This window comes from Streptomyces sp. NPDC005551 (assembly GCF_042871785.1).
GTDB lineage: Bacteria > Actinomycetota > Actinomycetes > Streptomycetales > Streptomycetaceae > Streptomyces.
Window position 1 is genome coordinate 101,280 of record NZ_JBIAJE010000012.1, and the last position, 20,451, is coordinate 121,730.

17 protein-coding genes and 1 pseudogene are annotated in these 20,451 nt (G+C 71.4%); 10 read left to right on the forward strand and 8 right to left on the reverse strand.

The features are described from left to right. Positions 1-20: 20 nt before the first annotated feature. The 5 genes from ACFYP4_RS29945 to ACFYP4_RS29965 are packed head-to-tail and all read right to left on the reverse strand — an operon-like array spanning position 21 to position 5,726. Positions 21-821 (reverse strand): ABC transporter permease, encoded by an 801-nt coding sequence (locus tag ACFYP4_RS29945; protein WP_388789640.1) that lies wholly within the window; start codon positions 819-821, stop codon positions 21-23. Next, positions 822-1,748 (reverse strand): ABC transporter permease, encoded by a 927-nt coding sequence (locus ACFYP4_RS29950; protein ID WP_358853898.1) that lies wholly within the window; start codon positions 1,746-1,748, stop codon positions 822-824. Beyond that, the gene (locus ACFYP4_RS29955) at positions 1,748-2,899 is read right to left on the reverse strand and encodes an ABC transporter ATP-binding protein (protein ID WP_388789732.1); all 1,152 of its coding nucleotides are present in this window, start codon (positions 2,897-2,899) and stop codon (positions 1,748-1,750) included. Before ACFYP4_RS29955 ends, ACFYP4_RS29950 begins: the two co-directional genes overlap by 1 nt. A gap of 5 nt (positions 2,900-2,904) precedes the next feature. Beyond that, positions 2,905-4,152 (reverse strand): spermidine/putrescine ABC transporter substrate-binding protein, encoded by a 1,248-nt coding sequence (locus ACFYP4_RS29960; protein ID WP_358853899.1) that lies wholly within the window; start codon positions 4,150-4,152, stop codon positions 2,905-2,907. A 53-nt stretch (positions 4,153-4,205) separates the two neighbouring features. After that, positions 4,206-5,726 (reverse strand): gamma-aminobutyraldehyde dehydrogenase, encoded by a 1,521-nt coding sequence (locus ACFYP4_RS29965; RefSeq protein WP_358853900.1) that lies wholly within the window; start codon positions 5,724-5,726, stop codon positions 4,206-4,208. 207 nt (positions 5,727-5,933) lie between these two features. On the opposite strand from ACFYP4_RS29965, the gene ACFYP4_RS29970 reads away from it, so the two are divergent. Beyond that, positions 5,934-6,536: an NADAR family protein gene (locus tag ACFYP4_RS29970; RefSeq protein WP_358853901.1), complete on the forward strand. Its 603-nt coding sequence runs from the start codon at positions 5,934-5,936 to the stop codon at positions 6,534-6,536. A gap of 37 nt (positions 6,537-6,573) precedes the next feature. Here the strand turns inward: ACFYP4_RS29970 and ACFYP4_RS29975 are convergent, their stop codons facing one another. Then, the gene (locus tag ACFYP4_RS29975; RefSeq protein WP_388789645.1) at positions 6,574-7,551 is read right to left on the reverse strand and encodes a DUF4190 domain-containing protein; all 978 of its coding nucleotides are present in this window, start codon (positions 7,549-7,551) and stop codon (positions 6,574-6,576) included. Between the two features lie 54 nt (positions 7,552-7,605). On the opposite strand from ACFYP4_RS29975, the pseudogene ACFYP4_RS29980 reads away from it, so the two are divergent. The 3 genes and pseudogenes from ACFYP4_RS29980 to ACFYP4_RS29990 all read left to right on the forward strand — a co-directional run bounded on the left by ACFYP4_RS29980 (position 7,606) and on the right by ACFYP4_RS29990 (position 11,070). Beyond that, a pseudogene (locus ACFYP4_RS29980) lies at positions 7,606-8,755 on the forward strand (adenosine deaminase). A 202-nt stretch (positions 8,756-8,957) separates the two neighbouring features. Beyond that, positions 8,958-9,656, forward strand: coding sequence for a glycerophosphodiester phosphodiesterase (locus ACFYP4_RS29985; RefSeq protein ID WP_358853904.1), 699 nt, complete (start codon positions 8,958-8,960; stop codon positions 9,654-9,656). 244 nt (positions 9,657-9,900) lie between these two features. Continuing rightward, positions 9,901-11,070, forward strand: coding sequence for a serine hydrolase domain-containing protein (locus ACFYP4_RS29990; protein ID WP_358853905.1), 1,170 nt, complete (start codon positions 9,901-9,903; stop codon positions 11,068-11,070). Positions 11,071-11,298: 228 nt separating this feature from the next. On the opposite strand, the gene ACFYP4_RS29995 is transcribed toward ACFYP4_RS29990, so the two are convergent. Beyond that, positions 11,299-12,489 carry a spermidine/putrescine ABC transporter substrate-binding protein gene (locus tag ACFYP4_RS29995; protein ID WP_358853906.1) on the reverse strand — a complete coding sequence of 397 codons (1,191 nt, stop codon included), beginning with the start codon at positions 12,487-12,489 and terminating at the stop codon, positions 11,299-11,301. Positions 12,490-12,670: 181 nt separating this feature from the next. Beyond that, positions 12,671-14,110, reverse strand: coding sequence for a gamma-aminobutyraldehyde dehydrogenase (locus tag ACFYP4_RS30000; protein ID WP_388789649.1), 1,440 nt, complete (start codon positions 14,108-14,110; stop codon positions 12,671-12,673). 163 nt (positions 14,111-14,273) lie between these two features. Between ACFYP4_RS30000 and ACFYP4_RS30005 the strand changes: the two genes are divergently transcribed. From ACFYP4_RS30005 to ACFYP4_RS30030, 6 genes are all read left to right on the forward strand, one after another. After that, complete coding sequence (locus tag ACFYP4_RS30005; protein WP_358853908.1) at positions 14,274-14,789, forward strand: Lrp/AsnC family transcriptional regulator; 516 nt, start codon at positions 14,274-14,276, stop codon at positions 14,787-14,789. Further along, entirely contained in the window at positions 14,774-16,153 is a 1,380-nt protein-coding gene (locus ACFYP4_RS30010) for an aspartate aminotransferase family protein (RefSeq protein WP_358853909.1), read from the forward strand. Before ACFYP4_RS30005 ends, ACFYP4_RS30010 begins: the two co-directional genes overlap by 16 nt. A gap of 315 nt (positions 16,154-16,468) precedes the next feature. Beyond that, the gene (locus tag ACFYP4_RS30015) at positions 16,469-17,206 is read left to right on the forward strand and encodes an ABC transporter ATP-binding protein (RefSeq protein WP_388789652.1); all 738 of its coding nucleotides are present in this window, start codon (positions 16,469-16,471) and stop codon (positions 17,204-17,206) included. Further along, positions 17,188-18,561 carry a hypothetical protein gene (locus tag ACFYP4_RS30020; protein WP_388789655.1) on the forward strand — a complete coding sequence of 458 codons (1,374 nt, stop codon included), beginning with the start codon at positions 17,188-17,190 and terminating at the stop codon, positions 18,559-18,561. Before ACFYP4_RS30015 ends, ACFYP4_RS30020 begins: the two co-directional genes overlap by 19 nt. A gap of 129 nt (positions 18,562-18,690) precedes the next feature. After that, a complete protein-coding gene (locus ACFYP4_RS30025; protein ID WP_358853912.1) occupies positions 18,691-19,098 on the forward strand; it encodes a VOC family protein in 408 nt (135 codons plus the stop codon). Between the two features lie 147 nt (positions 19,099-19,245). Then, positions 19,246-20,400: an LOG family protein gene (locus ACFYP4_RS30030; RefSeq protein ID WP_388789658.1), complete on the forward strand. Its 1,155-nt coding sequence runs from the start codon at positions 19,246-19,248 to the stop codon at positions 20,398-20,400. The last annotated feature ends 51 nt before the right edge of the window (positions 20,401-20,451 follow it).

A 20,451-nucleotide genomic window follows, 5' to 3' on the forward strand; every position in this document is an offset into this window, starting at 1 on the left:
ACTCCCTACGAGAATGGCTCTTACGCCTTCTGCCGGTTGCGGCGGTTGCCGATCACCATGCCGGCCAGGACGAGAAGTACGGCGACGACGAACATGGCCGTACCGATGACGTTGATCTGCACGGGTGTTCCGCGCTGTGCCGATCCCCAGACGAACATGGGGAAGGTGACGGTCGAGCCCGCGTTGAAGTTGGTGATGATGAAATCGTCGAAGGAGAGCGCGAAGGCCAGCAGCGCGCCCGCCGCGATCCCGGGCGCCGCGATCGGCAGCGTGACCCGCACGAAGGTCTGCACGGGACCGGCGTACAGGTCCTGGGCCGCCTGCTCGAGACGCGGGTCCATCGACATCACGCGCGCCTTGACGGCGGTGACGACGAAGCTGAGGCAGAACATGATGTGGGCGATCAGGATCGTCCAGAAGCCAAGCCGCGCGCCCATGTTGAGGAACAGCGTGAGCAGCGAGGCGGCCATCACGACCTCCGGCATCGCCATCGGCAGGAAGATCAGCGAGTTCACCGGACCGCGCGCCCGGAAGCGGTAGCGGACCAGGGCGAAGGCGATCATCGTGCCGAGGGCGGTGGCGCCGAGCGTCGCCCAGAACGCGATCTGCAGGCTGAGGGAGAGCGAGCCGCACATGTCGGCGACCCCGCACGGATCGCGCCAGGCGTCCGTGGAGAAGGACTGCCACTCGTAATTGAAGCGGCCCTTCGGCTTGTTGAAGGAGAACACCGTGACGACGACGTTCGGCAGCAGCAGATAGCCGAGCGTGAGCAGTCCGGCGATGACGACGAGATGGTGCTTGAACCAGCGTACGAAGGCCATTTAGACCAGATCCTCCGTCCCGGACCTGCGGATGTAGAGCGTGACCATGATGAGGATCGCGGCCATGAGGAGGAACGAGAGCGCCGCGGCCGTCGGATAGTCGAGGATCCGCAGGAACTGCGTCTGGATCACGTTGCCGACCATGCGGGTGTCCGTGGAGCCGAGCAGGTCGGCGTTCACGTAGTCGCCGCTCGCGGGGATGAACGTCAGCAGGGTGCCCGAGACGACCCCCGGCATCGACAGCGGGAACGTCACCTTGCGGAAGGTGGTGACGGGCCTGGCGTACAGGTCGCCGGCCGCCTCGTGCAGCCGCCCGTCGATCCGCTCCAGCGAGGTGTACAGGGGCAGGATCATGAACGGCAGGAAGTTGTAGGTGAGTCCGCAGATCACGGCGAGCGGGGTCGCCAGCACCCGGTCGCCCGAGGTCATGCCGAGCCAGCTGGTGACGTCCAGGACGTGCAGCGAGTTGAGCGCGCCGACGACCGGGCCGCCGTCCGCGAGGATCGTCTTCCAGGCGAGCGTGCGGATCAGGAAGCTGGTGAAGAACGGCGCGATCACCAGGATCAGGACGACGTTGCGCCAGCGGCCCGCGCGGAACGCGATGAGGTACGCGAGCGGATAGCCGAGGATCAGGCACAGCACCGTGGCGGAGCCCGCGTACAGCACGGAGCGCAGGAACTGGGGCCAGTAGTCCGCCAGCGCGTCCCAGTAGGTCGCGAAGTGCCAGGTGACCCGGTAGCCGTCCTCCAGGGAACCCGTCTGCACGGAGGTGGAGGCCTGGTAGACCATCGGCAGCGCGAAGAAGACCACCAGCCACAGGAGGCCGGGCAGCAGCAGCCAGTACGGGGTGAGCCGGCCGCGCCTGCGGGGCGGCTTCTCCGCCGGGGCGGGGGCGAGAGGCGGTGGCGCCTCGGTGAGCGTCGACATCAGGCGGCCTCCTCCTCGACCGTCTCGACGCCCGCGTCGATGTCCTGCGCCGCGTCCAGACCGAAGGTGTGCTCCGGGCTCCAGTGCAGGACGACGTCGGCGCCGGGCGCGAGCCGGGAGTCACGGTCGATGTTCTGGGCGTACACCTCGAAGCCGGCGCAGACCGTGCTGTCGACGACGTACTGCGTGGAGACGCCGATGAAACTGGAGTGGGCGATCCTGCCGGTGATCCGGTTGCGGCCGGCCGGGATGAGCCCGGCGTCGTCCGCGTGCGTGAGCGAGATCTTCTCGGGGCGGACGCCGGCCAGCACCCTGCCGCCGGCCGCGGTGGGCGCCGAACATCGCGCGGCGGGCAGCAGGAGTTTGCCGCCCCCGGCCTTGAGGACGATCTCGTCGCCGGTGCGGGAGTCGACCTCGGCCTCGATGAAGTTGGAGGTGCCGAGGAAGTTGGCGACGAACGTGGTGTTCGGGTTCTCGTAGAGGTCGGCGGGCGAGCCCAGCTGCTCGACGCGGCCCGCGTTCATCACGGCGACCGTGTCGGCCATGGTCATGGCCTCCTCCTGGTCGTGCGTGACGTGGACGAAGGTGATGCCCACTTCGGTCTGGATGCGCTTCAGCTCCAGCTGCATCTGGCGGCGCAGTTTGAGGTCGAGGGCGCCGAGCGGCTCGTCGAGGAGCAGCACCTTGGGGTGGTTGATCAGGGCGCGGGCCACGGCGACGCGCTGCTGCTGGCCGCCGGAGAGCTGGTGGGGTTTCTTGCGGGCCTGCTCGCCGAGCTGGACCAGCTCCAGCATGTCCTCGACCTGCTTCTTCACCGACTTGATGCCGCGCCGGCGCAGGCCGAAGGCGACGTTCTCGAAGATGTCGAGGTGCGGGAAGAGCGCGTACGACTGGAAGACGGTGTTCACCGGCCGCTTGTACGGCGGCAGGTTCGTCACGTCCAGGTCGCCGAGGGCGACGGTGCCCGAACTGGGCTCCTCCAGGCCGGCGATCATCCGCAGGGTGGTGGTCTTGCCGCAGCCCGAGGCTCCGAGGAGCGCGAAGAAGGAGCCCTGCGGGACGGTCAGGTCGAGTGGGTGGACGGCCGTGAAGGAGCCGTAGGTCTTGCTGATGCCGGAGAGGCGGACGTCGCCGCTGCTGTCATTCTTCATCATCGTCACGCCCCTGTGAGCTTCGCGAACTTCTCTTCGTAGGCCGTCTCTTCCTTCTGGCTCAGTGAGCGGAAGGGGTGGGACCTGGCGGCCATAGCCTTGTCGGGAATGATCAGCGGGTTGTCCGCCGCGTCCTGGTCGATCTTCGCGAGCTCTTCCTTCACGCCGTCGACGGGACACACGTAGTTGATGTACGCGGCGAGTTCGGCGGCCGGCTTCGGCTCGAAGTAGTAGTCCATCAGCCGCTCGGCGTTCGTCTTGTGACGTGCCTTGTTGGGGATCAGCATGTTGTCCGTGGACGTGATGTAGCCGCTGTCCGGGATGATGAAGCCGATGTCCGGGCTGTCCGCCTTGAGCTGGACGACGTCGCCCGCCCAGGCGACGCAGGCCGCGAGGTCGCCCTTGGTGAGGTCGGACGTGTAGTCGTTGCCGGTGAAGCGGCGGATCTGGCCCTTGTCGACCGCCTTCTGGAGCCGGGCGATCGCCGCGTCGAAGTCGTCGTCGGTGAACTTCGCCGGGTCCTTGCCCATGTCCAGCAGCGTCATGCCGACGCTGTCGCGCATCTCCGAGAGGAAGCCGACGCGCCCCTTGAGCCTGGGGTTGTCGAGCATGTCGGAGATCGACTCGACCTTCTCGCCGTCGAGCGCCTTCTTGTTGTAGGCGATGACGGTGGAGATGCCCTGCCAGGGATAGGAGTAGGCGCGGCCGGGGTCCCAGTCCGGATTGCGGAACTGCTGGGAGAGGTTCGCGTAGGCGTGCGGCAGGTTGGCGGCGTCCAGTTTCTGGACCCAGCCGAAGCGGATCAGGCGGGCCGCGAGCCAGTCCGTGACGACGATGATGTCGCGGCCGGTGTCCTGGCCCGCCGCCAGCTGCGGTTTGATCTTGCCGAAGAACTCGACGTTGTCGTTGATGTCCTCGGTGTACTTGACCCTGATGCCGGTCCGCTCGGTGAACGCGTCGAGTGTGGGGTGGTGCTTCTCGCTCTCGTCCACGTCCATGTACTCGGTCCAGTTGGAGAAGTTGATCGTCTTCTCCTTGGCCGAGTGGTCCTCGGCGGAGACGCCGCCCTGGGTCGTGCCGGCCGCGGGGATCCCGCAGCCGCTCAGCGCTCCGAGGCCGCCGGCGGCGAGCGCGCCGCCCGCGGAGGCCCGCAGCAGCGAGCGCCGGGTGAGGGACGCCCTGCCGTTGTGGAGGCTGCGGCGAAAGGCGGCCAGCTGGGCCGGGGACGGACGGTCTGGCTCGTACTGCTCCATGCTCCTGGTGCCCTTTCGGAGGGAAGCGGCCGTGGTCGCGCGGCCTGTTCTGGCTATCGGTCCCCGAAGATCGTGCGGTGCCAGTCCTTCCTGGCGACCGCGGTGTTGTCGAACATGACGTGTTTGACCTGCGTGTACTCCTCGAAGGAGTAGGCGGACATGTCCTTGCCGAAGCCGGACGCCTTGTATCCGCCGTGCGGCATCTCGCTGATGATCGGGATGTGGTCGTTGACCCACACGCACCCGGCCTTGATCTCACGGGTGGCACGGTTCGCGCGGTAGACGTCCCGGCTCCAGGCGGAGGCGGCGAGGCCGTACGGCGTGTCGTTGGCGAGCCGGATCCCCTCGTCGTCGCTGTCGAAGGGGAGCACGACGAGGACGGGGCCGAAGATCTCGGCCTGCACGATCTCGCTGTCCTGGGCGGCGTCGGCGACGAGCGTGGGCCGGTAGTAGGCGCCGTCCTTCAGCTCCTCGGGGATCTCCCCGCCGGTGACCACGCGCGCGGAGGAGCGGGCCCGGTCGACGAAAGCGGCGACCCGGTCGCGCTGCGCGTGGGAGATCAGCGGGCCGAGGTCGGTGTCCGGTGCGAAGGGATCGCCGACGCGGACGCTCGCCATGAGCGCGGCGGTCCGCGCGACGAACTCGTCGTAGAGGGGCCTTTGCACGTACGCGCGCGTGGCGGCCGTGCAGTCCTGCCCGGTGTTGATGAGGGCGCCCGCGACGGCTCCGTGCACGGCGGCCTCCAGGTCCGCGTCGTCGAAGACCAGGAAGGGCGCCTTGCCGCCCAGCTCCAGATGGAGCCGCTTGACGGTGGAGGTGGCGACCTCCGCGACACGCCTGCCGACGCCGGTGGACCCGGTGAAGGAGGTCATGGCGACGTCGGGGTGGGCGACGAGGTGCTCGCCCGCGTCCTTGCCCGCGCCGGTGACTATGTTGACGACGCCGTCGGGGATGCCGGCCGCGGTGGCCGCCTCGGCGAACAGGAGCGAGGTGAGCGGGGTCAGCTCGGCGGGCTTCAGGACGACGGTGTTGCCCGCGGCGATCGCCGGGAGGATCTTCCAGGCGGCCATCTGGAGGGGGTAGTTCCAGGGCGCGATGGAGCCGACGACTCCGATGGGTTCACGGCGTACGTACGAGGTGTGGTCCCCGGAGTACTCGCCCGCGGACTGGCCCTGCAGATGCCGGGCCGCGCCGGCGAAGAACGCGGTGTTGTCGATGGTTCCGGGGACGTCGAACTCGCGGGTGAGCTTGAGCGGCTTGCCGCACTGCAGCGACTCCGCCTGGGCGAACTCCTCGGCCCGCTCGGCGAGCACGGCGGAGAAGCGGTGCAGTGCGTCGGAGCGCTCGCCGGGGGTCGCGCCGGCCCAGCCCGGGAAGGCGGCGCGGGCGGCCGCGACGGCGGCGTCCACGTCGGCGGCTCCCGCCAGCTCGTACGTGTAGACCTCGTCGCCGGTGGCGGGGTCCACGACCGTGTGGGTGCGGCCCGAGGTGCCCTTGGTCAGCCGGCCCGCGATGTACTGCGCGCCGTCCGCGAAGCGGTCCTGCGCCTGGAAGCGATGGCCCGGATTGTGCATGTCGCTCTCCTCCGCCGCCCTCCCCGTCCCACGGGGGTCGGCGTAGCTCCAGCTCGATTTGAGTGCCGATCCTGACAGAGCGGGGTGACCTCAACAAGTGATTCCGTTGTTGCCTTTTGGTTACGCGACGGAATCTGTCGACCAGGTGTCGAGTCCACCTGGAAAAGCCGGGACGGAGTGTCAGTGGTGCGTGCCAGACTCGCGTGCATGGGGACGATCGATTCTCGGGAAACCCTGGTCAGGGAGGTCCGCGCGGGGGCGCGGATCAAGTACCTGCTGTTCTGGGGGCACCGGCCGCGGCCCGACGGCCGGGTCGGCGCGAGCTGTCTGAGTCAGTGGTGGCCGTCTCCGTTCACCGTGGACGGTGTCGAGTATGCGACGGCGGAGCACTGGATGATGGCGGCCAAGGCACGCCTCTTCGGCGACGCGGAGGCGGAGCGGCAGGCGATCGACGCGCCGAATCCCGCGCTCGCCAAGAAGGCGGGGCGGCTGGTGCGCGGTTTCGACGCCGCGCTCTGGGAGCGCGAGCGCTTCCGGATCGTGGCCGAGGGCAGCGTCCACAAGTTCGCCGCACACCCCGACCTGCGGGGATTCCTGCTGAACACCGGCGACCGGGTGCTGGTCGAGGCCAGTCCCGTGGACCGCATCTGGGGCATCGGGCTCGCGGCCGACGACGAGCGCGCGCTGGACCCCGAGCGGTGGCGCGGTCCGAACCTGCTGGGGTTCGCGCTGATGGAGGCGCGGAAGCGGCTCAGAGCCCCGGGAGACGGCGCCGCGGCGACCTTGGAAGCGGACCGGTCCGTCTCCTGAAGCGCCCCCGGAGCCGTCCCGGCGGGCGGGCGCTGTCCTAGCGGGGCCCCTCCACCACCAGGGACGTCGAGTATCCGTCGTCGTTTCCGAAGTAGGGGTCGTCGTCGCGGTCGTCGGGAAGGGCGAAGATCAGCACGGCGAAGCCGATGCCGAGCAGCATGCCGACCGCGCCGCAGATGATGCCCGCCAGGGCCTGGCCCGGGTTCGTCGCCTCGCCCCGGCCCGCCTTGCGGCGGCCGATCACGCCGAAGACGACGGCGAGGATGCCCAGCAGGATGGCCAGCGGCCAGAGGCAGAAGAGCGCGGCCGCGATGATCCCCAGCACCAGCGAGGTGGTGCCCATCCCGTTGCTCGGCATCGGCGCCAGGGCGGACCAGCCGTAGCCCGGGTTCCCGCCCGGGTAGGGGACGTGACCGCCGTGCACCGGCGGACCCGGGTACTGGGGGTAGCCGTACAGGGGCATGCCGGGGCCCTCGGGGGCCAGGGGCGGCGGCGGGACCGGCTCCCCGGGTGCCGGTCCGCCGAAGGAGCCGGGGCCGCCGGGCGGCGCGAAGGGGTGGTGCGGCGCGGCGCCCGCCGAGGGCTGGGGACCGCCGGGCGGGGCGTACGGGCCGGGGGCCGTGCCGGACGCCGGCGGTGTGAAGGGGTTCGCCCACGGCCGGGAGGCCGCGGGTCCCGCGCCGGTGGCCGGGGAGCCCGCTCCGTGCGGCACCGGTCCGCCGACCGCCGGCATCGACGTCATGGTGGGCTGGTTGTGCACCGAGGGAGGCGCCGTGGTGCCTGCGCCCGGAGGGACCGCGTCCTCCGGGGGCGGAGCCCAGGGGTTCGGCTCGGGTACGGGGGCCTGCCCGGGCGCGGGGGTCTGTCCGGGCGCGGGGGTCTGCTTGTCCAGGGCGACCTTGGGCGCGGGAGGCGCGTCCTGCGGGCCGGCGCCCGGTCCGTACCCCCGGAAGGCGGGCGCGTGCGGCCCGGCGGCGTGGTCCGGCGGTTCCGGCGTGCGGGCGTCGTCGGACATGCGCGGGGTCCCCTCTGTTGTACGTTCCGTCATGCTACGGCCCGGGCCCTCGCCGTGCGGACGGCGGCCTACGATGATCCCGGAGTCACCGATCAGCCGATCACCCGCGTCCCCCTGACACCCGCGGCGGGGCGCCGTTCCCGGGGAGGGACCCTTGACCGACCACCGCGACGCCCGCGACCCGCACGCCTTCATCGCCGGACTGCCCAAGGCCGAACTGCATGTGCACCACGTCGGTTCCGCCTCCCCCCGGATCGTCTCCACGCTGGCCGCCCGCCACCCCGACTCGAAGGTCCCGACCGACCCCGAAGCCCTCGCCGACTACTTCACGTTCACGGACTTCGCCCACTTCGTCGAGGTGTACCTGTCCGTCGTCGACCTCGTGCGCACCCCGGAGGACGTCCGGCTGCTGACCTACGAGGTTGCCCGGGACATGGCCCGCCAGCAGGTGCGGTACGCCGAACTCACCCTCACCCCCTTCTCCTCCACCCGCCGCGGCATCGACGAGCGGGGCTTCATGGAGGCGATCGAGGACGCCCGCAAGGCGGCCGAGGCCGAGCTCGGCGTCGTCCTGCGCTGGTGCTTCGACATTCCCGGCGAGGCGGGCCTGGAGGCCGCCGAGGAGACGGCACGGCTCGCCACCGACGACCGCGTACGGCCCGAGGGGCTCGTCTCCTTCGGCCTCGGCGGGCCCGAGATCGGCGTACCGCGGCCGCAGTTCAAGCCGTACTTCGACCGGGCGATCGCGGCCGGGCTGCACTCGGTGCCGCACGCCGGTGAGACGACGGGGCCGCAGACCGTCTGGGACGCGCTGAACGACCTGGGCGCCGAACGCATCGGACACGGCACCAGCTCCACCCGGGACCCGGAACTGCTCGCACACCTCGCCGAGCACCGCATCGCCCTGGAGGTCTGCCCGACCTCCAACATCGCGACCCGCGCGGTCCGCACGCTCGACGAGCACCCCCTGAAGGACATGGTGAGCGCGGGCGTGCTCGTCACGATCAACTCCGACGACCCGCCGATGTTCGGCACCGACCTCAACAACGAGTACGCGGTCGCCGCCCGGCTGCTGGACCTCGACGAGCGGGGCCTCGCCGCCCTCGCCAAGAACGCCGTCGAGGCGTCCTTCCTCGATCCGGCCGGCAAGAAGCGGCTCGCCGAGGAGATCGACACGTACACCTCGGCGTGGCTGACGTCCTGACGTACACCGGAGCGTGGCGGGCGTCCTGACGCCGACCTGCGCCTCGGCGTGGCGGGCCTCCTGACGCCGACCTGCGCCTCGGCGTGGCAGGCGTCCTGACGCCGAGGCGCTTTTCGGCGTCGCCGGCGGCCGGCGCCCGCCCGGCCCCCGGCCGCGCACCCCGATGAGCGGCCGTGGGGTGTCCGGCCCGCACAATGGGCGCATGCGCACCGTGACTGCCGTGGCCCACCGCGGCGACCCCTACCACGTCCGCGAGAACACGATCGGCTCCCTGCGTTCCGCGCTCCGCCGGGGCGCGGACGCGGTGGAGATCGACGTCCGGCTCACCCGCGACGACGTGCCCGTCCTGCTGCACGACGAGACACTGAAGCGGCTGTGGGAGCACGACCGGCCGCTGCGCTCGCTCTCCTCGGACGAGGTGCGCGGGCTGACGGCGGGCGGGGTGCCGACCCTCGTGGACGCGCTGGCCGCGACGGACGGTGCCCGCCTCATGATCGACCTGCCCGGCGCGGACCGCGCGGCCGTACGCGAGGTCGTGGACGTCGTCCGCGCGTGCGGGGCCGAGGAGCGGGTGTACTACTGCGCGGGCGCCCAGGCCATGCTCGCGGTGCGCGAGGCCGACCCGGCGGCGGAGATCGCGCTGACCCGCACGACACTGGCACCGCCGCGTGCCGCCCTGCTCGAAGCGGTGCGTCCCCGGTGGCTCAACTACCGCTTCGGGCTGATCGACCGGGACCTGTTGGCGCGGGTGCACCGCAGCGGCTGCCTGCTGTCGGCATGGACGCCCGACACCCGGCGCTCCATGCGGCGGCTGCTCGACCTCGGCGTCGACTCGATCACCACGAACCGCGTCGACACACTGTGCGCCCTGCGCGAGGTGCGGGTACCGGTCGGCCCCTGACCGGGTGCCGTACGCGCTCGCCACCGGCGGTGCCCGACCGCCCGCATGACCGTGATCCACTCCCCCTGCCGGACAGACCCTAGGGGGGATCCCCGAGCAACCCCCGTGCCGTGCACGGCAGTTGCTCGGGGACGTCACCGGGGCCGGGCCCTCCTCGCCGACGATCCGCGACGCGGCGTCCGGCCGCAGGATGATCTCACCGACCCCGACCGTCGGCTCCGCGTCATCCACCCGAGGAGCAGTCTTGCCGCACACCGGCGCCCGTACCCTCACCGCCGTCGCCGCCGCGCTCGCCCTGGGGCTGACGGCGGGACCCCTCGCCGCGCCCGCCCTCGCCGCGCCCGTCGCCCCCGCGGCGGTGCACGCCTCCGCCACCGGACCGGACGCCGAGGCCCTGCGTGCGGCGCTCGCCGGGCTGCCGGGGCCGGACGCGACGGCCGCGCTCGTACGCGTCGGCGGCACCGACGGGAGCTGGCGCGGCAGCGCCGGCGTGCACGACCTGCGCGGCGACCGGAAGGCCGACCCGAACGCGCGCTTCCGCGCCGGCTCCACCACCAAGGTGGTGACCGCGGCGGTGGTGCTCCAGCTCGCCGCCGAGAACCGGCTCGACCTCGCGGCGCCGGTGGAGGACCATCTCCCCGGCCTGCTGCCCGCCTCCTTCGAAGAGCCGGTCACCGTACGGCAGTTGCTGAACCACACCAGCGGCATCCGGGCCGGGGACGGTTTCGGGGACTCCTTCGAGGAGGCGTACGCGCACCGCTTCGACACGCTCACTCCGGAGGAGGTCGTGGCTTCGGCGGTCGCGAAGGGCCCGGAGTTCGCCCCGGGCGACGAACAGCACTACCTGAACATCAACTACACGATCCTCGGGATGCTGGTCGAGAAGGTCACGGGCCACTCGTACGCGTCCGAGGCCACCCGGCGCGTGCTGCGGCCCGCCGGGATGCGCCACACGTACTTCCCCGGCACCGATCCCCGGATCCGCGGCCCGCACAACCGCGGCTACCAGGCGGTCCGGGGGACGGACGGCACGACCCGGTTCGTCGACGTCACGGACTGGAACCAGGCCGACCGCCGGGCGGCGGGCGACATGATCTCGACGACGGCCGACCTGGAGCGCCTGATCACCCACCTCTTCCGGGGCGACCTGGTCCCCCGGCCGCAGCTGGAGGAGATGTTCACGGTCCCCGCGGGCGTCGAGGGCGCCGACATGAGCGCCGGGCTTCAGCGCTTCGAGTACGGGGGCACGGTCTACTGGCTCAAGTCGGGCGCCCGTCACGGCTACAGCTCGCTGATCGCCGCCACCCGCGACCTCTCCCGCACGCTAGTCTACTCGGTCAACTCCACGGACGCGAAGGGCGAGGCGATGAATCCGGTCGCGGAACGGATCGGGCGGGCGGCGCTGAAGCGGTGAGCGGCCGCGGGCGACGCCCGGGGTGCTCCCTCCGCCACGGCGGTCACGCCCCCGGGCCGGCGTCTGCCGGCTCCGGGATCGGCACCTGCGCGGGACCGGCCGGGTGAGCCGGGTGATCGTGGCCCCGTGGCCCCGCCGTCCGCCGTGTGCGCCGCACTCCTCGACCGGGGGTCGCCGGATCGAGACGGCCGGCTGACGCGACAGCTCCGGTCGGTCGCGGCCCGGGGGTCACAGCCCCGCGATCGCGTTCCACCGCTTCGCGAACTCCGGGCGTTCCGCGGACGTGATGTCGCGGGCGATGGCGAGGCGCCCGCGCATGGTGGCGTCCGGGAAGATCAGCGGATCCTCGGCCAGGGCCGCGGTGTCCTTGTCCTTGGCGGAGGCGAGGACGTCCCGGGCGGCCGGAACCGGGCACACGTAGTTGACCCACGCGGTGAGTTCGGCGGCGACCTCGGGGTCGTAGTAGTGGTCGACGAGCTTCTCCGCGTTCGCCTTGTGACCGGCCAGGTCCGGGATCATCAGGGACTCCGCCCACAGCTCGGCGCCCTCCTCCGGCACCACGAAGCGGATGTCGGGGTCGTCGGCCTGGAGCTGGATCACGTCACCGGAGTACGCCTGGCAGGCGAGGACGTCGCCGCCGGCGAGATCCTTGACGTAGTCGTTGCCGGTGAAGCGCCGGATCCGGCCGTCGCGCACGTGCTTCTCGACCCGGTCGCACACGGTGTGGAAGTCGTCCGACGTCCACCGGGTGATGTCGACGCCGTCGCCCTGCATCAGGAGGGCGAACGCCTCGTCGAGACCGGAGAGGAGTGTGACCCGGCCCTTGAGGTCGTCCGCCCACAGGTCGGAGACCCGGGCGATCTCGCGGCCCAGCCGGCGCCGGTTGTACGCGATGCCGGTGATGCCCGACTGCCACGGCACGGTGGATCTGCGTCCCGGGTCGAAGGACGGTGAACTCAGCAGCGGGTCGAGGTACTTGGTGACGTTCGGCTGGTTGGCCCGGTCCATCTCCTGCACCCAGCCGAGCCGGACGAAGCGCGCGCACATCCAGTCGCTGACGACGATCAGGTCGCGCCCCGTCCGCTGATGGTTCATCAGGGAAGGGCTGACCTTGCCGAAGAACTCGTCGTTGTCGTTGATCTCCTCGACGTAGTCGACCCTGATCCCGGTGCGCTCCTCGAAAGCGTCCAGCGTGGGCCGCCGCGTCGGGTCTGTGTCGTCGGTGTCGATGTAGAGGGGCCAGTTCGCCCAGGTCAGGCGCTTGTCACGGGCGGAGAGGTCGACTCCGGCACGCTCGCCCGGCGCCACGTACGCGGCCGGGACCCCGCACCCGGCCAGCGCACCGAGCGCGGCACCACCGCCCAGCGCGCTCAGCAGGGAACGGCGGGACGGGGACGGGGACTTCCGGGGCACGGGCACCCGGGCAGCATGCAGCCGGATGCCCGACGCGGACAATGGACGCGGCGTCGAGCGATCGCGCACGGGGCCGACACCCTGTCGACCGCCCCTGCTGCGGGGCGACTTCGGGCACGGCGCCCCCGGGCCCCGAGAACACCGCGGCCCCGGACGGGAGTTCCGCCCGGGGCCGCGCGCCTGCGGACTACGCGTCCAGCGACGTCATCACGTGCTTGATGCGCGTGTAGTCCTCGAAGCCGTACCCGGAGAGGTCCTTGCCGTAGCCGGACTTCTTGAAGCCGCCGTGGGGCATCTCGGCGACCAGCGGGATGTGGGTGTTGATCCACACGCAGCCGAAGTCGAGGGCCTTGGACAGACGCATGGCGCGGCCGTGGTCCTTGGTCCAGACGGAGGAGGCGAGGGCGTAGTCCACGCCGTTCGCCCACTCGATCGCCTGCGCCTCGTCCGTGAACGACTGGACGGTGATGACCGGGCCGAAGACCTCGTTCTGGATGATCTCGTCGTCCTGCTTCAGGCCGGAGACGACGGTCGGGGCGTAGAAGTACCCCTTGTCGCCGACCTGGTGACCGCCGGACTCGACCTTGGCGTGGGCGGGCAGGCGCTCGATGAAGCCGGACACCTGCTTGAGCTGGCTGGGGTTGTTGAGCGGTCCGTACAGCACGTCCTCGTCGTCCGGCTGTCCGGTCTTGGTGTCGGCGGCGGCCTTGGCGAGCGCGGCCACGAACTCGTCGTGGATGCCCTCCTGGACCAGGACGCGCGTGGCGGCCGTACAGTCCTGCCCGGCGTTGAAGAAGCCCGCCACCGAGATGTCCTCGACGGCCTTGGCGATGTCGGTGTCCTCGAAGACGACGACGGGGGCCTTGCCGCCCAGCTCCAGGTGGACCCGCTTGAGGTCCTTGGCGGCCGACTCGGCGACCGACATGCCGGCGCGCACGGAACCGGTGATGGACGCCATCGCCGGGGTCGGGTGCTCGACCATCGCGCGGCCGGTGTCGCGGTCGCCGCAGATGACGTTGAAGACGCCCTTGGGCAGGATCGAGCCGATGATGTCGGCGATCAGGACCGTGGAGGCGGGCGTGGTGTCGGACGGCTTGAGGACGACCGTGTTGCCCGCGGCGAGCGCCGGGGCGAACTTCCAGACGGCCATCATCATCGGGTAGTTCCACGGCGCGACCTGCGCGCAGACGCCGACGGGCTCACGGCGGACGATCGAGGTCAGACCCTCCATGTACTCGCCGGCGCTCCGCCCCTCCAGCATCCGGGCCGCGCCCGCGAAGAAGCGGATCTGGTCCACCATCGGCGGGATCTCCTCGGACCGGGTCAGTCCGATCGGCTTGCCGGTGTTCTCCACCTCGGCCGCGATCAGGTCCTCCGCCCGCTCCTCGAACGCGTCCGCAATCTTGAGGAGGGCCTTCTGCCGCTCGGCCGGGGTCTGGTCGCGCCAGGCCGGGAAGGCCGCGGCGGCGGCCGCCATCGCGGCGTCGACGTCCGCCTGCCCGGACAGCGGCGCGGTCGCGTACGCCTCGCCGGTCGCGGGGTTGACCACCTCGGTGGTCCGTCCGTCGGCGGCGTCACGGAATTCTCCGTCGATGTAGTTGCGCAGACGACGCAGCTCGGTGCTCACTGCCGGCCCTCCTGTCGGGTGTCCAATGACTGAGACACCCACCCTAATCCGTGTGTCCACGTTTTCAACACCCCCGCTCCCTCCAGATCTGCGAAATCCGCAAGTCACGTCCTCGTAAACAACGAATTTCATCGCTCCGGCCTTGCGGAACTGTCGAGACGTCGTGCAGAGTGAGTGCGTGGCCAGTCGAAGCGCAGACCCCAGGGACTCTCGGGAGTCCAGGAACGGCAGTCCCCAGCTGGATGCCGTCTCCCTCGCCATCATCGAACAGCTCCAGCAGGACGGACGCCGTCCGTACGCCGCGATCGGCAAGGCCGTCGGCCTCTCCGAGGCGGCCGTGCGCCAGCGCGTCCAGAAGCTGCTCGACCAGGGCGTCATGCAGATCGTCGCCGTCACGGACCCGCTCACCGTGGGTTTCCGCAGGCAGGCGATGGTCGGTGTGAACGTCGAGGGCGATCTCGACCCGGTGGCGGACGCGCTGACGGCCATGTCGGAAGTCGAGTACGTGGTGATGACCGCGGGCTCGTTCGACATCCTCGCCGAGATCGTCTGCGAGGACGACGACCACCTGCTGGACGTCATCAACAAACGCATCCGGGCCCTCCCCGGCGTGCGCTCCACCGAGAGCTTCGTCTACCTGAAGCTCAAGAAGCAGACCTACATGTGGGGAACCCGATAGCCGTGAGCAAGGACCTCAGCCGAACCGCGTACGACCACCTGTGGATGCACTTCACCCGCATGTCCTCGTACGAGAACGCGCCCGTTCCCACCATCGTGCGTGGCGAGGGCACCTACATCTACGACGACAAGGGCAAGCGCTACCTGGACGGCCTGTCCGGCCTGTTCGTGGTCCAGGCGGGCCACGGCCGCACCGAGCTGGCGGAGACGGCGTTCAAGCAGGCGCAGGAGCTGGCCTTCTTCCCCGTGTGGTCCTACGCCCACCCGAAGGCCGTCGAACTCGCCGAGCGCCTCGCGAACTACGCGCCGGGCGACCTGAACAAGGTCTTCTTCACCACCGGTGGCGGCGAGGCCGTCGAGACCGCCTGGAAGCTCGCCAAGCAGTACTTCAAGCTCCAGGGCAAGCCGACCAAGTACAAGGTCATCTCGCGCGCGGTCGCCTACCACGGCACCCCGCAGGGCGCCCTGTCCATCACCGGCCTGCCGGCCCTCAAGGCCCCCTTCGAGCCGCTGGTCCCCGGCGCGCACAAGGTGCCGAACACCAACATCTACCGCGCCCCGCTCTTCGGCGACGACCCCGAGGCCTTCGGCCGCTGGGCCGCCGACCAGATCGAGCAGCAGATCCTCTTCGAGGGCCCCGAGACGGTCGCGGCCGTCTTCCTGGAGCCGGTGCAGAACGCCGGCGGCTGCTTCCCGCCGCCGCCCGGGTACTTCCAGCGCGTACGCGAGATCTGCGACCAGTACGACGTGCTGCTCGTCTCGGACGAGGTCATCTGCGCCTTCGGCCGCCTCGGCACGATGTTCGCCTGTGACAAGTTCGGCTACGTACCGGACATGATCACCTGCGCCAAGGGCATGACCTCGGGCTACTCCCCGATCGGCGCCTGCATCGTCTCGGACCGCATCGCCGAACCGTTCTACAAGGGTGACAACACCTTCCTGCACGGCTACACCTTCGGCGGCCACCCGGTCTCCGCGGCCGTCGGCGTCGCCAACCTCGACCTGTTCGAGCGCGAGGGCCTCAACCAGCACGTGCTGGACAACGAGAGCGCGTTCCTCACCACCCTCCAGAAGCTGCACGACCTGCCGATCGTCGGCGACGTCCGCGGCAACGGCTTCTTCTACGGCATCGAGCTGGTGAAGGACAAGGCCACCAAGGAGACCTTCACGGACGAGGAGTCGGAGCGCGTGCTCTACGGCTTCGTCTCCAAGAAGCTCTACGAGTACGGCCTCTACTGCCGCGCCGACGACCGCGGTGACCCGGTCATCCAGCTGTCGCCGCCGCTGATCTCCGACCAGTCGACCTTCGACGAGATCGAGGGGATCATCCGTCAGGTCCTGACGGAGGCGTGGACGAAGCTCTGACCCTCCGGATCCGCAGAGGTCCGCGGAGGTCCTGAGAGATCTTCCTGATCTTCCTTCTGGATGATCAATACCGGCCCCGGTGCCGCCCGTTCGAGTGAGAAAGGGCGGCCCGGGGCCGCGTGCTGTCCGGCCCCACGCCCCCGGATCCCTAGCGTGCCAGTGACCGATCGGCCCTGCCTTCGTTCCCCCGAGCGGGGGACCGGGCGACCCCGAGGACGTTCAGGCGCGTTCCCACGCCGACCGGCACGGGAGCGCACCGGCTCTTCCCCGAGGGCGCCGGGCAGCGCAAATCAGATCCGAACCGAGGTGTACGCGATGGTGGCCCCGCCGGACAACGACGTGCTCTGGGCACGCGCCCTGCACGTCAAGCACAACGGCTCGCCCGCGCTCAGCGGTGTCTCGCTCGGCGTCCGGGAGGGCGAGATCCTCGCCGTCAGCGGCCCGCGCGGCAGCGGCAAGACGACCCTTCTGCGATGCCTGTCCGGGCAGCTGCTGCCCGAGCACGGCGAGGTCTGGTTCAACAGCACACCCGTCCACACCATGGGGCCGCTCACCCGGGAGCGGCTGCGCCGTGACCGCTTCGGCTGGATCGACCCGGCGCCGGTCCTCGTACCGGAACTGAACGCCTGGGAGAACGCCGCACTCCCCCTGATGCTGCGTGGCACCCGGCGCCGCGCCGCCAAGACCGCCGCGCTCGAATGGCTGGGGCGCCTCGACATCGGCGACTGCGCCCGCAAGCGGCCGCACGCCCTCCCGCAGGCCGAGCGTCAGCGCGTGGCCGTCGCCCGCGCCCTGGTCGCGGCGCCCACCGTCCTCTTCGCCGACGAGCCGACGGCCTCCCTGCACCGCGCCGACCGCGCCCAGGTCCTGCGGACGCTCACCACGGCGGCCCGCTCGCACGGCATCACGGTGGTCCTCGCCACGCACGACGCGGACACCGCGGCCCTCGCCGACCGGACGGTGTCGCTGCTCGACGGACGGCGCGTGCACACCGTCCACCTCCCGCCCGTCACCGAGCCGGAAGGCCGGGCCGCGTGCTCGCTCTCCGTCTAGCCCGCGCGGGGCAGCCCCTCGTCCAGCTCCGCCGGCTGCTCGTCGCCTCGGCCTCGGCGGGCACCGGATTCCTGCTGCTGTGCACGCTGGGACACGCGATGACGCACCCGGAGTCCTCCACCGCCTCGGTGCTGCGCCTGGCCTGGTGCGCCGCTCCCCTGGCCGCCACGGTGTACTTCGCCGTCGCCGTCGCCCGCACCGACCCCGGGACCCGGCCGCGTCCCGGCCTCTCGGCGATCGGCCTCGGCCCCGGCCGGCTGACGGCGATCTCCGCCACCACCACGGCGCTGGCGACCACCCTCGGCTCGACGCTCGCCCTGCTGCTCTTCCTGCACCTGCGCGGCGACCTGACCGGCATGCCGTTCGACGGCGCCGCGGCGGACTTCCTCGCGGCGGACCGCCCGCTGCCGCTGCCGGCCGCCCTGACGCTGCTCTCCCTGGTGCCGATCGCCGCCTCGGCGGCCACCGCCCTCGCCCTGCGTCCGCGCGCCGAGAGCAGGGCCCGCGGCCGGCGGCACACTGGTGGCAGCGCGACGCGGCCGGGGGGCGGCCCCGCCGGACAGCACCCCGTCGGCGCGCAGGCCGGCCCCGGCGAACCGGGCACCCCGGCCGCCGCCGGTGCTCCTGTCACCGCCGACACCCTGCTCGCCCCCGCCCCGCAGCCCGCTGCCGACGCGTCCGCCACCCCGGCGGACCACCCCGGGCGGCCCGGCGGGGCGCCGGACCCGCGCGGGCTCGTCCCCGCGCAGACCGCGCCCGGTGGCCTCCCCTGGGGTGCGGCCGTCGTCGCGGTGGGTCTCGCCGTGGAGACGTACGCGAGCCGCTCGGACCCCACTCCCGGGCTCGCGCTGCCCGGCGGCTTCGCGGGCGGCCCGGCCGGCGTGCTCGTCGGCTGGGCGCTCACCGCGGTCGGCCTCGCCCTGGCCGGACCGGCGCTCACCCACCTCTGCGGGCTGCTCCTGCAATCCGTACGCCCCGGCGCGCTCCGGCTGATCGCCGGGCGTGTGCTGCAGACCGAGGCGCGCCGGATCGGGCAGCCGCTGGGCGTGCTGTGCGCGGTGGCTTCGGGCGCGTACGCCATGGCGACCCTGTACTCCGGCGAGCGGCCCGACTTCGGTCCGCTGAGCACGCTCGGCGCCCTGGTGGTCGGCGGGTGCACCCTGCTGACGCTGGTGACGGCGGCCGTCGAGGCCAGGCAGGCACGCGCCGACACCACGGCCGCCCTGCTGCGCCTCGGTGCGCCCGTCACGATGCTGCGCAGTGCCGCGGCCCTGCGCGTCGGCGCGCTGCTCGCCGTGTTCGGCCCGCTGACCTGGGTGGTCGCCCAGCTGGCCGCGCTGCCGCTGACCCGCTGACGCGCCGTACGCCCGCCGGACGGAGCCGTGCGAAAGCGGTTCGAAAGAAGTCCGCGCCGGGGCGATGAGTTCGCCGGGGCTCCCCGGTCTACCCCTGCGAACGGCACGACACCGACGGGAGAGGCCCCCATGTACCAGCAGATGATCTTCGTGAACCTGGCCGTGAACGACGTGGACACCTCGAAGAAGTTCTTCACCGAACTCGGCTACACGATCAACCCGCAGTTCTCGACCGACGACTGCGCCTGCGTGGTGATCAGCGAGACCATCATCGCCATGCTGCTGAGCCGGCAGCGCTACTCCGACTTCACGAAGAAGGAGATCGCGGACTCGACGAAGACCAGCGAGGTGCTGCTGTGTCTGAGCGCGGAGAGCCGCGAGAAGGTCGACGAGCTCGTCGAGAAGGCCGTCGCCGCGGGCGGCTCGGTGAGCGGCGAGCCCCAGGACCACGGCATGATGTACGGCCGCTCCTTCGACGACCCCGACGGCCACACCTGGGAAGTCGTGTGGATGGACCCGGCGGCGGTCCAGGGCTGAGCCCCGCGGAACCCGTCGGCGGTACGGCCCCGGGTGCGCGGCACGGGGGTCCGCGCGCCCGGGGCGGAGGCTCGCCGGGGGCGGTGGGAAGTCCCGTGGCTCCGGGGGCGGTGCTTCCGGAAGCGGGGGCGTGCCTAGCATGGGCGGGTGCAGCCGATACCCGAGTCCACGTCCTCGACCCCGCCCGGGCAGGGAGAGATCCCCGTCGCCGCCCACGACCGCGAGATCGAGTCCCTCGCCGAGTTCGACGAAGTCGTCGCGGCACACGGCTCCCTCGCCGGATTCCGCGTCCAGGCCGTCGATCTGACGGACCGTACGGACGTACTGCGCTCCGTGGACTGCGCGACGGCCGTCTTCCTCGGCTGCCCGATGGACCCGGAGGCGGCGGCCCGGGTCAGGACCTCCGGCGCCCTGGTCTTCCCGCCCGTCCCGGGTCTGCCCTTCGACCCGTACCGCGGGCTCCTCTACTCGCCCGACGAGCTCTTCGACGGGCTCGGCGCCGGTTACGAGACGACGCCGGACGCCCTCGCCTACGCCTGGTTCCAGCGGACCAGGACCGACGGCGACGTCTTCGCGTCGATGCTGCGGGCCGTCCACGACGACTCCGTCTCGGACGCGCTGGACGAACTCTTCGCCGGCGCCCGGGTCGTGGGCGTCATGGGAGGTCACGCGATGGCGCGCGGCACGACGGCGTACGAGGGCGCCGCTCGGCTCGGCCGCGACCTCGCCCGTGCCGGTCTCACCGTCGCCACCGGTGGCGGCCCCGGCGCGATGGAGGCCGCCAACCTCGGTGCGTACGCCGCCCCCTTCGACGACGACATGCTCAAGGAGTCCCTGCGGCTCCTCGCGCCCGTACCGTCGTTCACGCCGTCGGTGACCGACTGGGCGCGCGCCGCCTTCGACGTGCGCGAGCGCCACCCCGCGGGCGGCCCCTCGGTCGGCATCCCGACCTGGTTCTACGGCCACGAACCGCCCAACGCCTTCGCCACGCACATCGCCAAGTACTTCGCCAACGCCACCCGGGAGGACGGACTCCTGGCGCGCTGCAACGCGGGGGTCGTCTTCCTGCCGGGCGCCGCGGGCACCGTCCAGGAGATCTTCGACAGCGCGACGCCGAACTACTACGAGTCGCGCGGCGAACCGACGCCGATGGTCCTCGTGGACGAGGACCACTGGACCGTGAAGCACCCCACCTGGCCGCTCCTGAAGTCCCTGGCGCGCGAGCGCGCGATGGAGTCCCGCATCGCACTCGTGGACCGCATCGAGGACGCCCCGGAGGCGCTCAAACGTCTCGGCGGTTAATGACAACGTAAAGCCAACGCCGGTACGGGGCATATTCATTGACAGTGGTCG

Excerpts from the sequence above, each read along its gene's own strand:
- ACFYP4_RS29955 (WP_388789732.1), bottom strand. The coding sequence starts at position 2,899 with ATGAAGAATGACAGCAGCGGCGACGTCCGCCTCTCCGGCATCAGCAAG.
- ACFYP4_RS29970 (WP_358853901.1), top strand. The coding sequence starts at position 5,934 with ATGGGGACGATCGATTCTCGGGAAACCCTGGTCAGGGAGGTCCGCGCG.
- ACFYP4_RS29975 (WP_388789645.1), bottom strand. The coding sequence starts at position 7,551 with ATGTCCGACGACGCCCGCACGCCGGAACCGCCGGACCACGCCGCCGGG.
- ACFYP4_RS29945 (WP_388789640.1), bottom strand. The coding sequence starts at position 821 with ATGGCCTTCGTACGCTGGTTCAAGCACCATCTCGTCGTCATCGCCGGA.
- ACFYP4_RS29960 (WP_358853899.1), bottom strand. The coding sequence starts at position 4,152 with ATGGAGCAGTACGAGCCAGACCGTCCGTCCCCGGCCCAGCTGGCCGCC.
- ACFYP4_RS30025 (WP_358853912.1), top strand. The coding sequence starts at position 18,691 with ATGTACCAGCAGATGATCTTCGTGAACCTGGCCGTGAACGACGTGGAC.
- ACFYP4_RS29950 (WP_358853898.1), bottom strand. The coding sequence starts at position 1,748 with ATGTCGACGCTCACCGAGGCGCCACCGCCTCTCGCCCCCGCCCCGGCG.
- ACFYP4_RS29985 (WP_358853904.1), top strand. The coding sequence starts at position 8,958 with ATGCGCACCGTGACTGCCGTGGCCCACCGCGGCGACCCCTACCACGTC.
- ACFYP4_RS30015 (WP_388789652.1), top strand. The coding sequence starts at position 16,469 with ATGGTGGCCCCGCCGGACAACGACGTGCTCTGGGCACGCGCCCTGCAC.
- ACFYP4_RS29965 (WP_358853900.1), bottom strand. The coding sequence starts at position 5,726 with ATGCACAATCCGGGCCATCGCTTCCAGGCGCAGGACCGCTTCGCGGAC.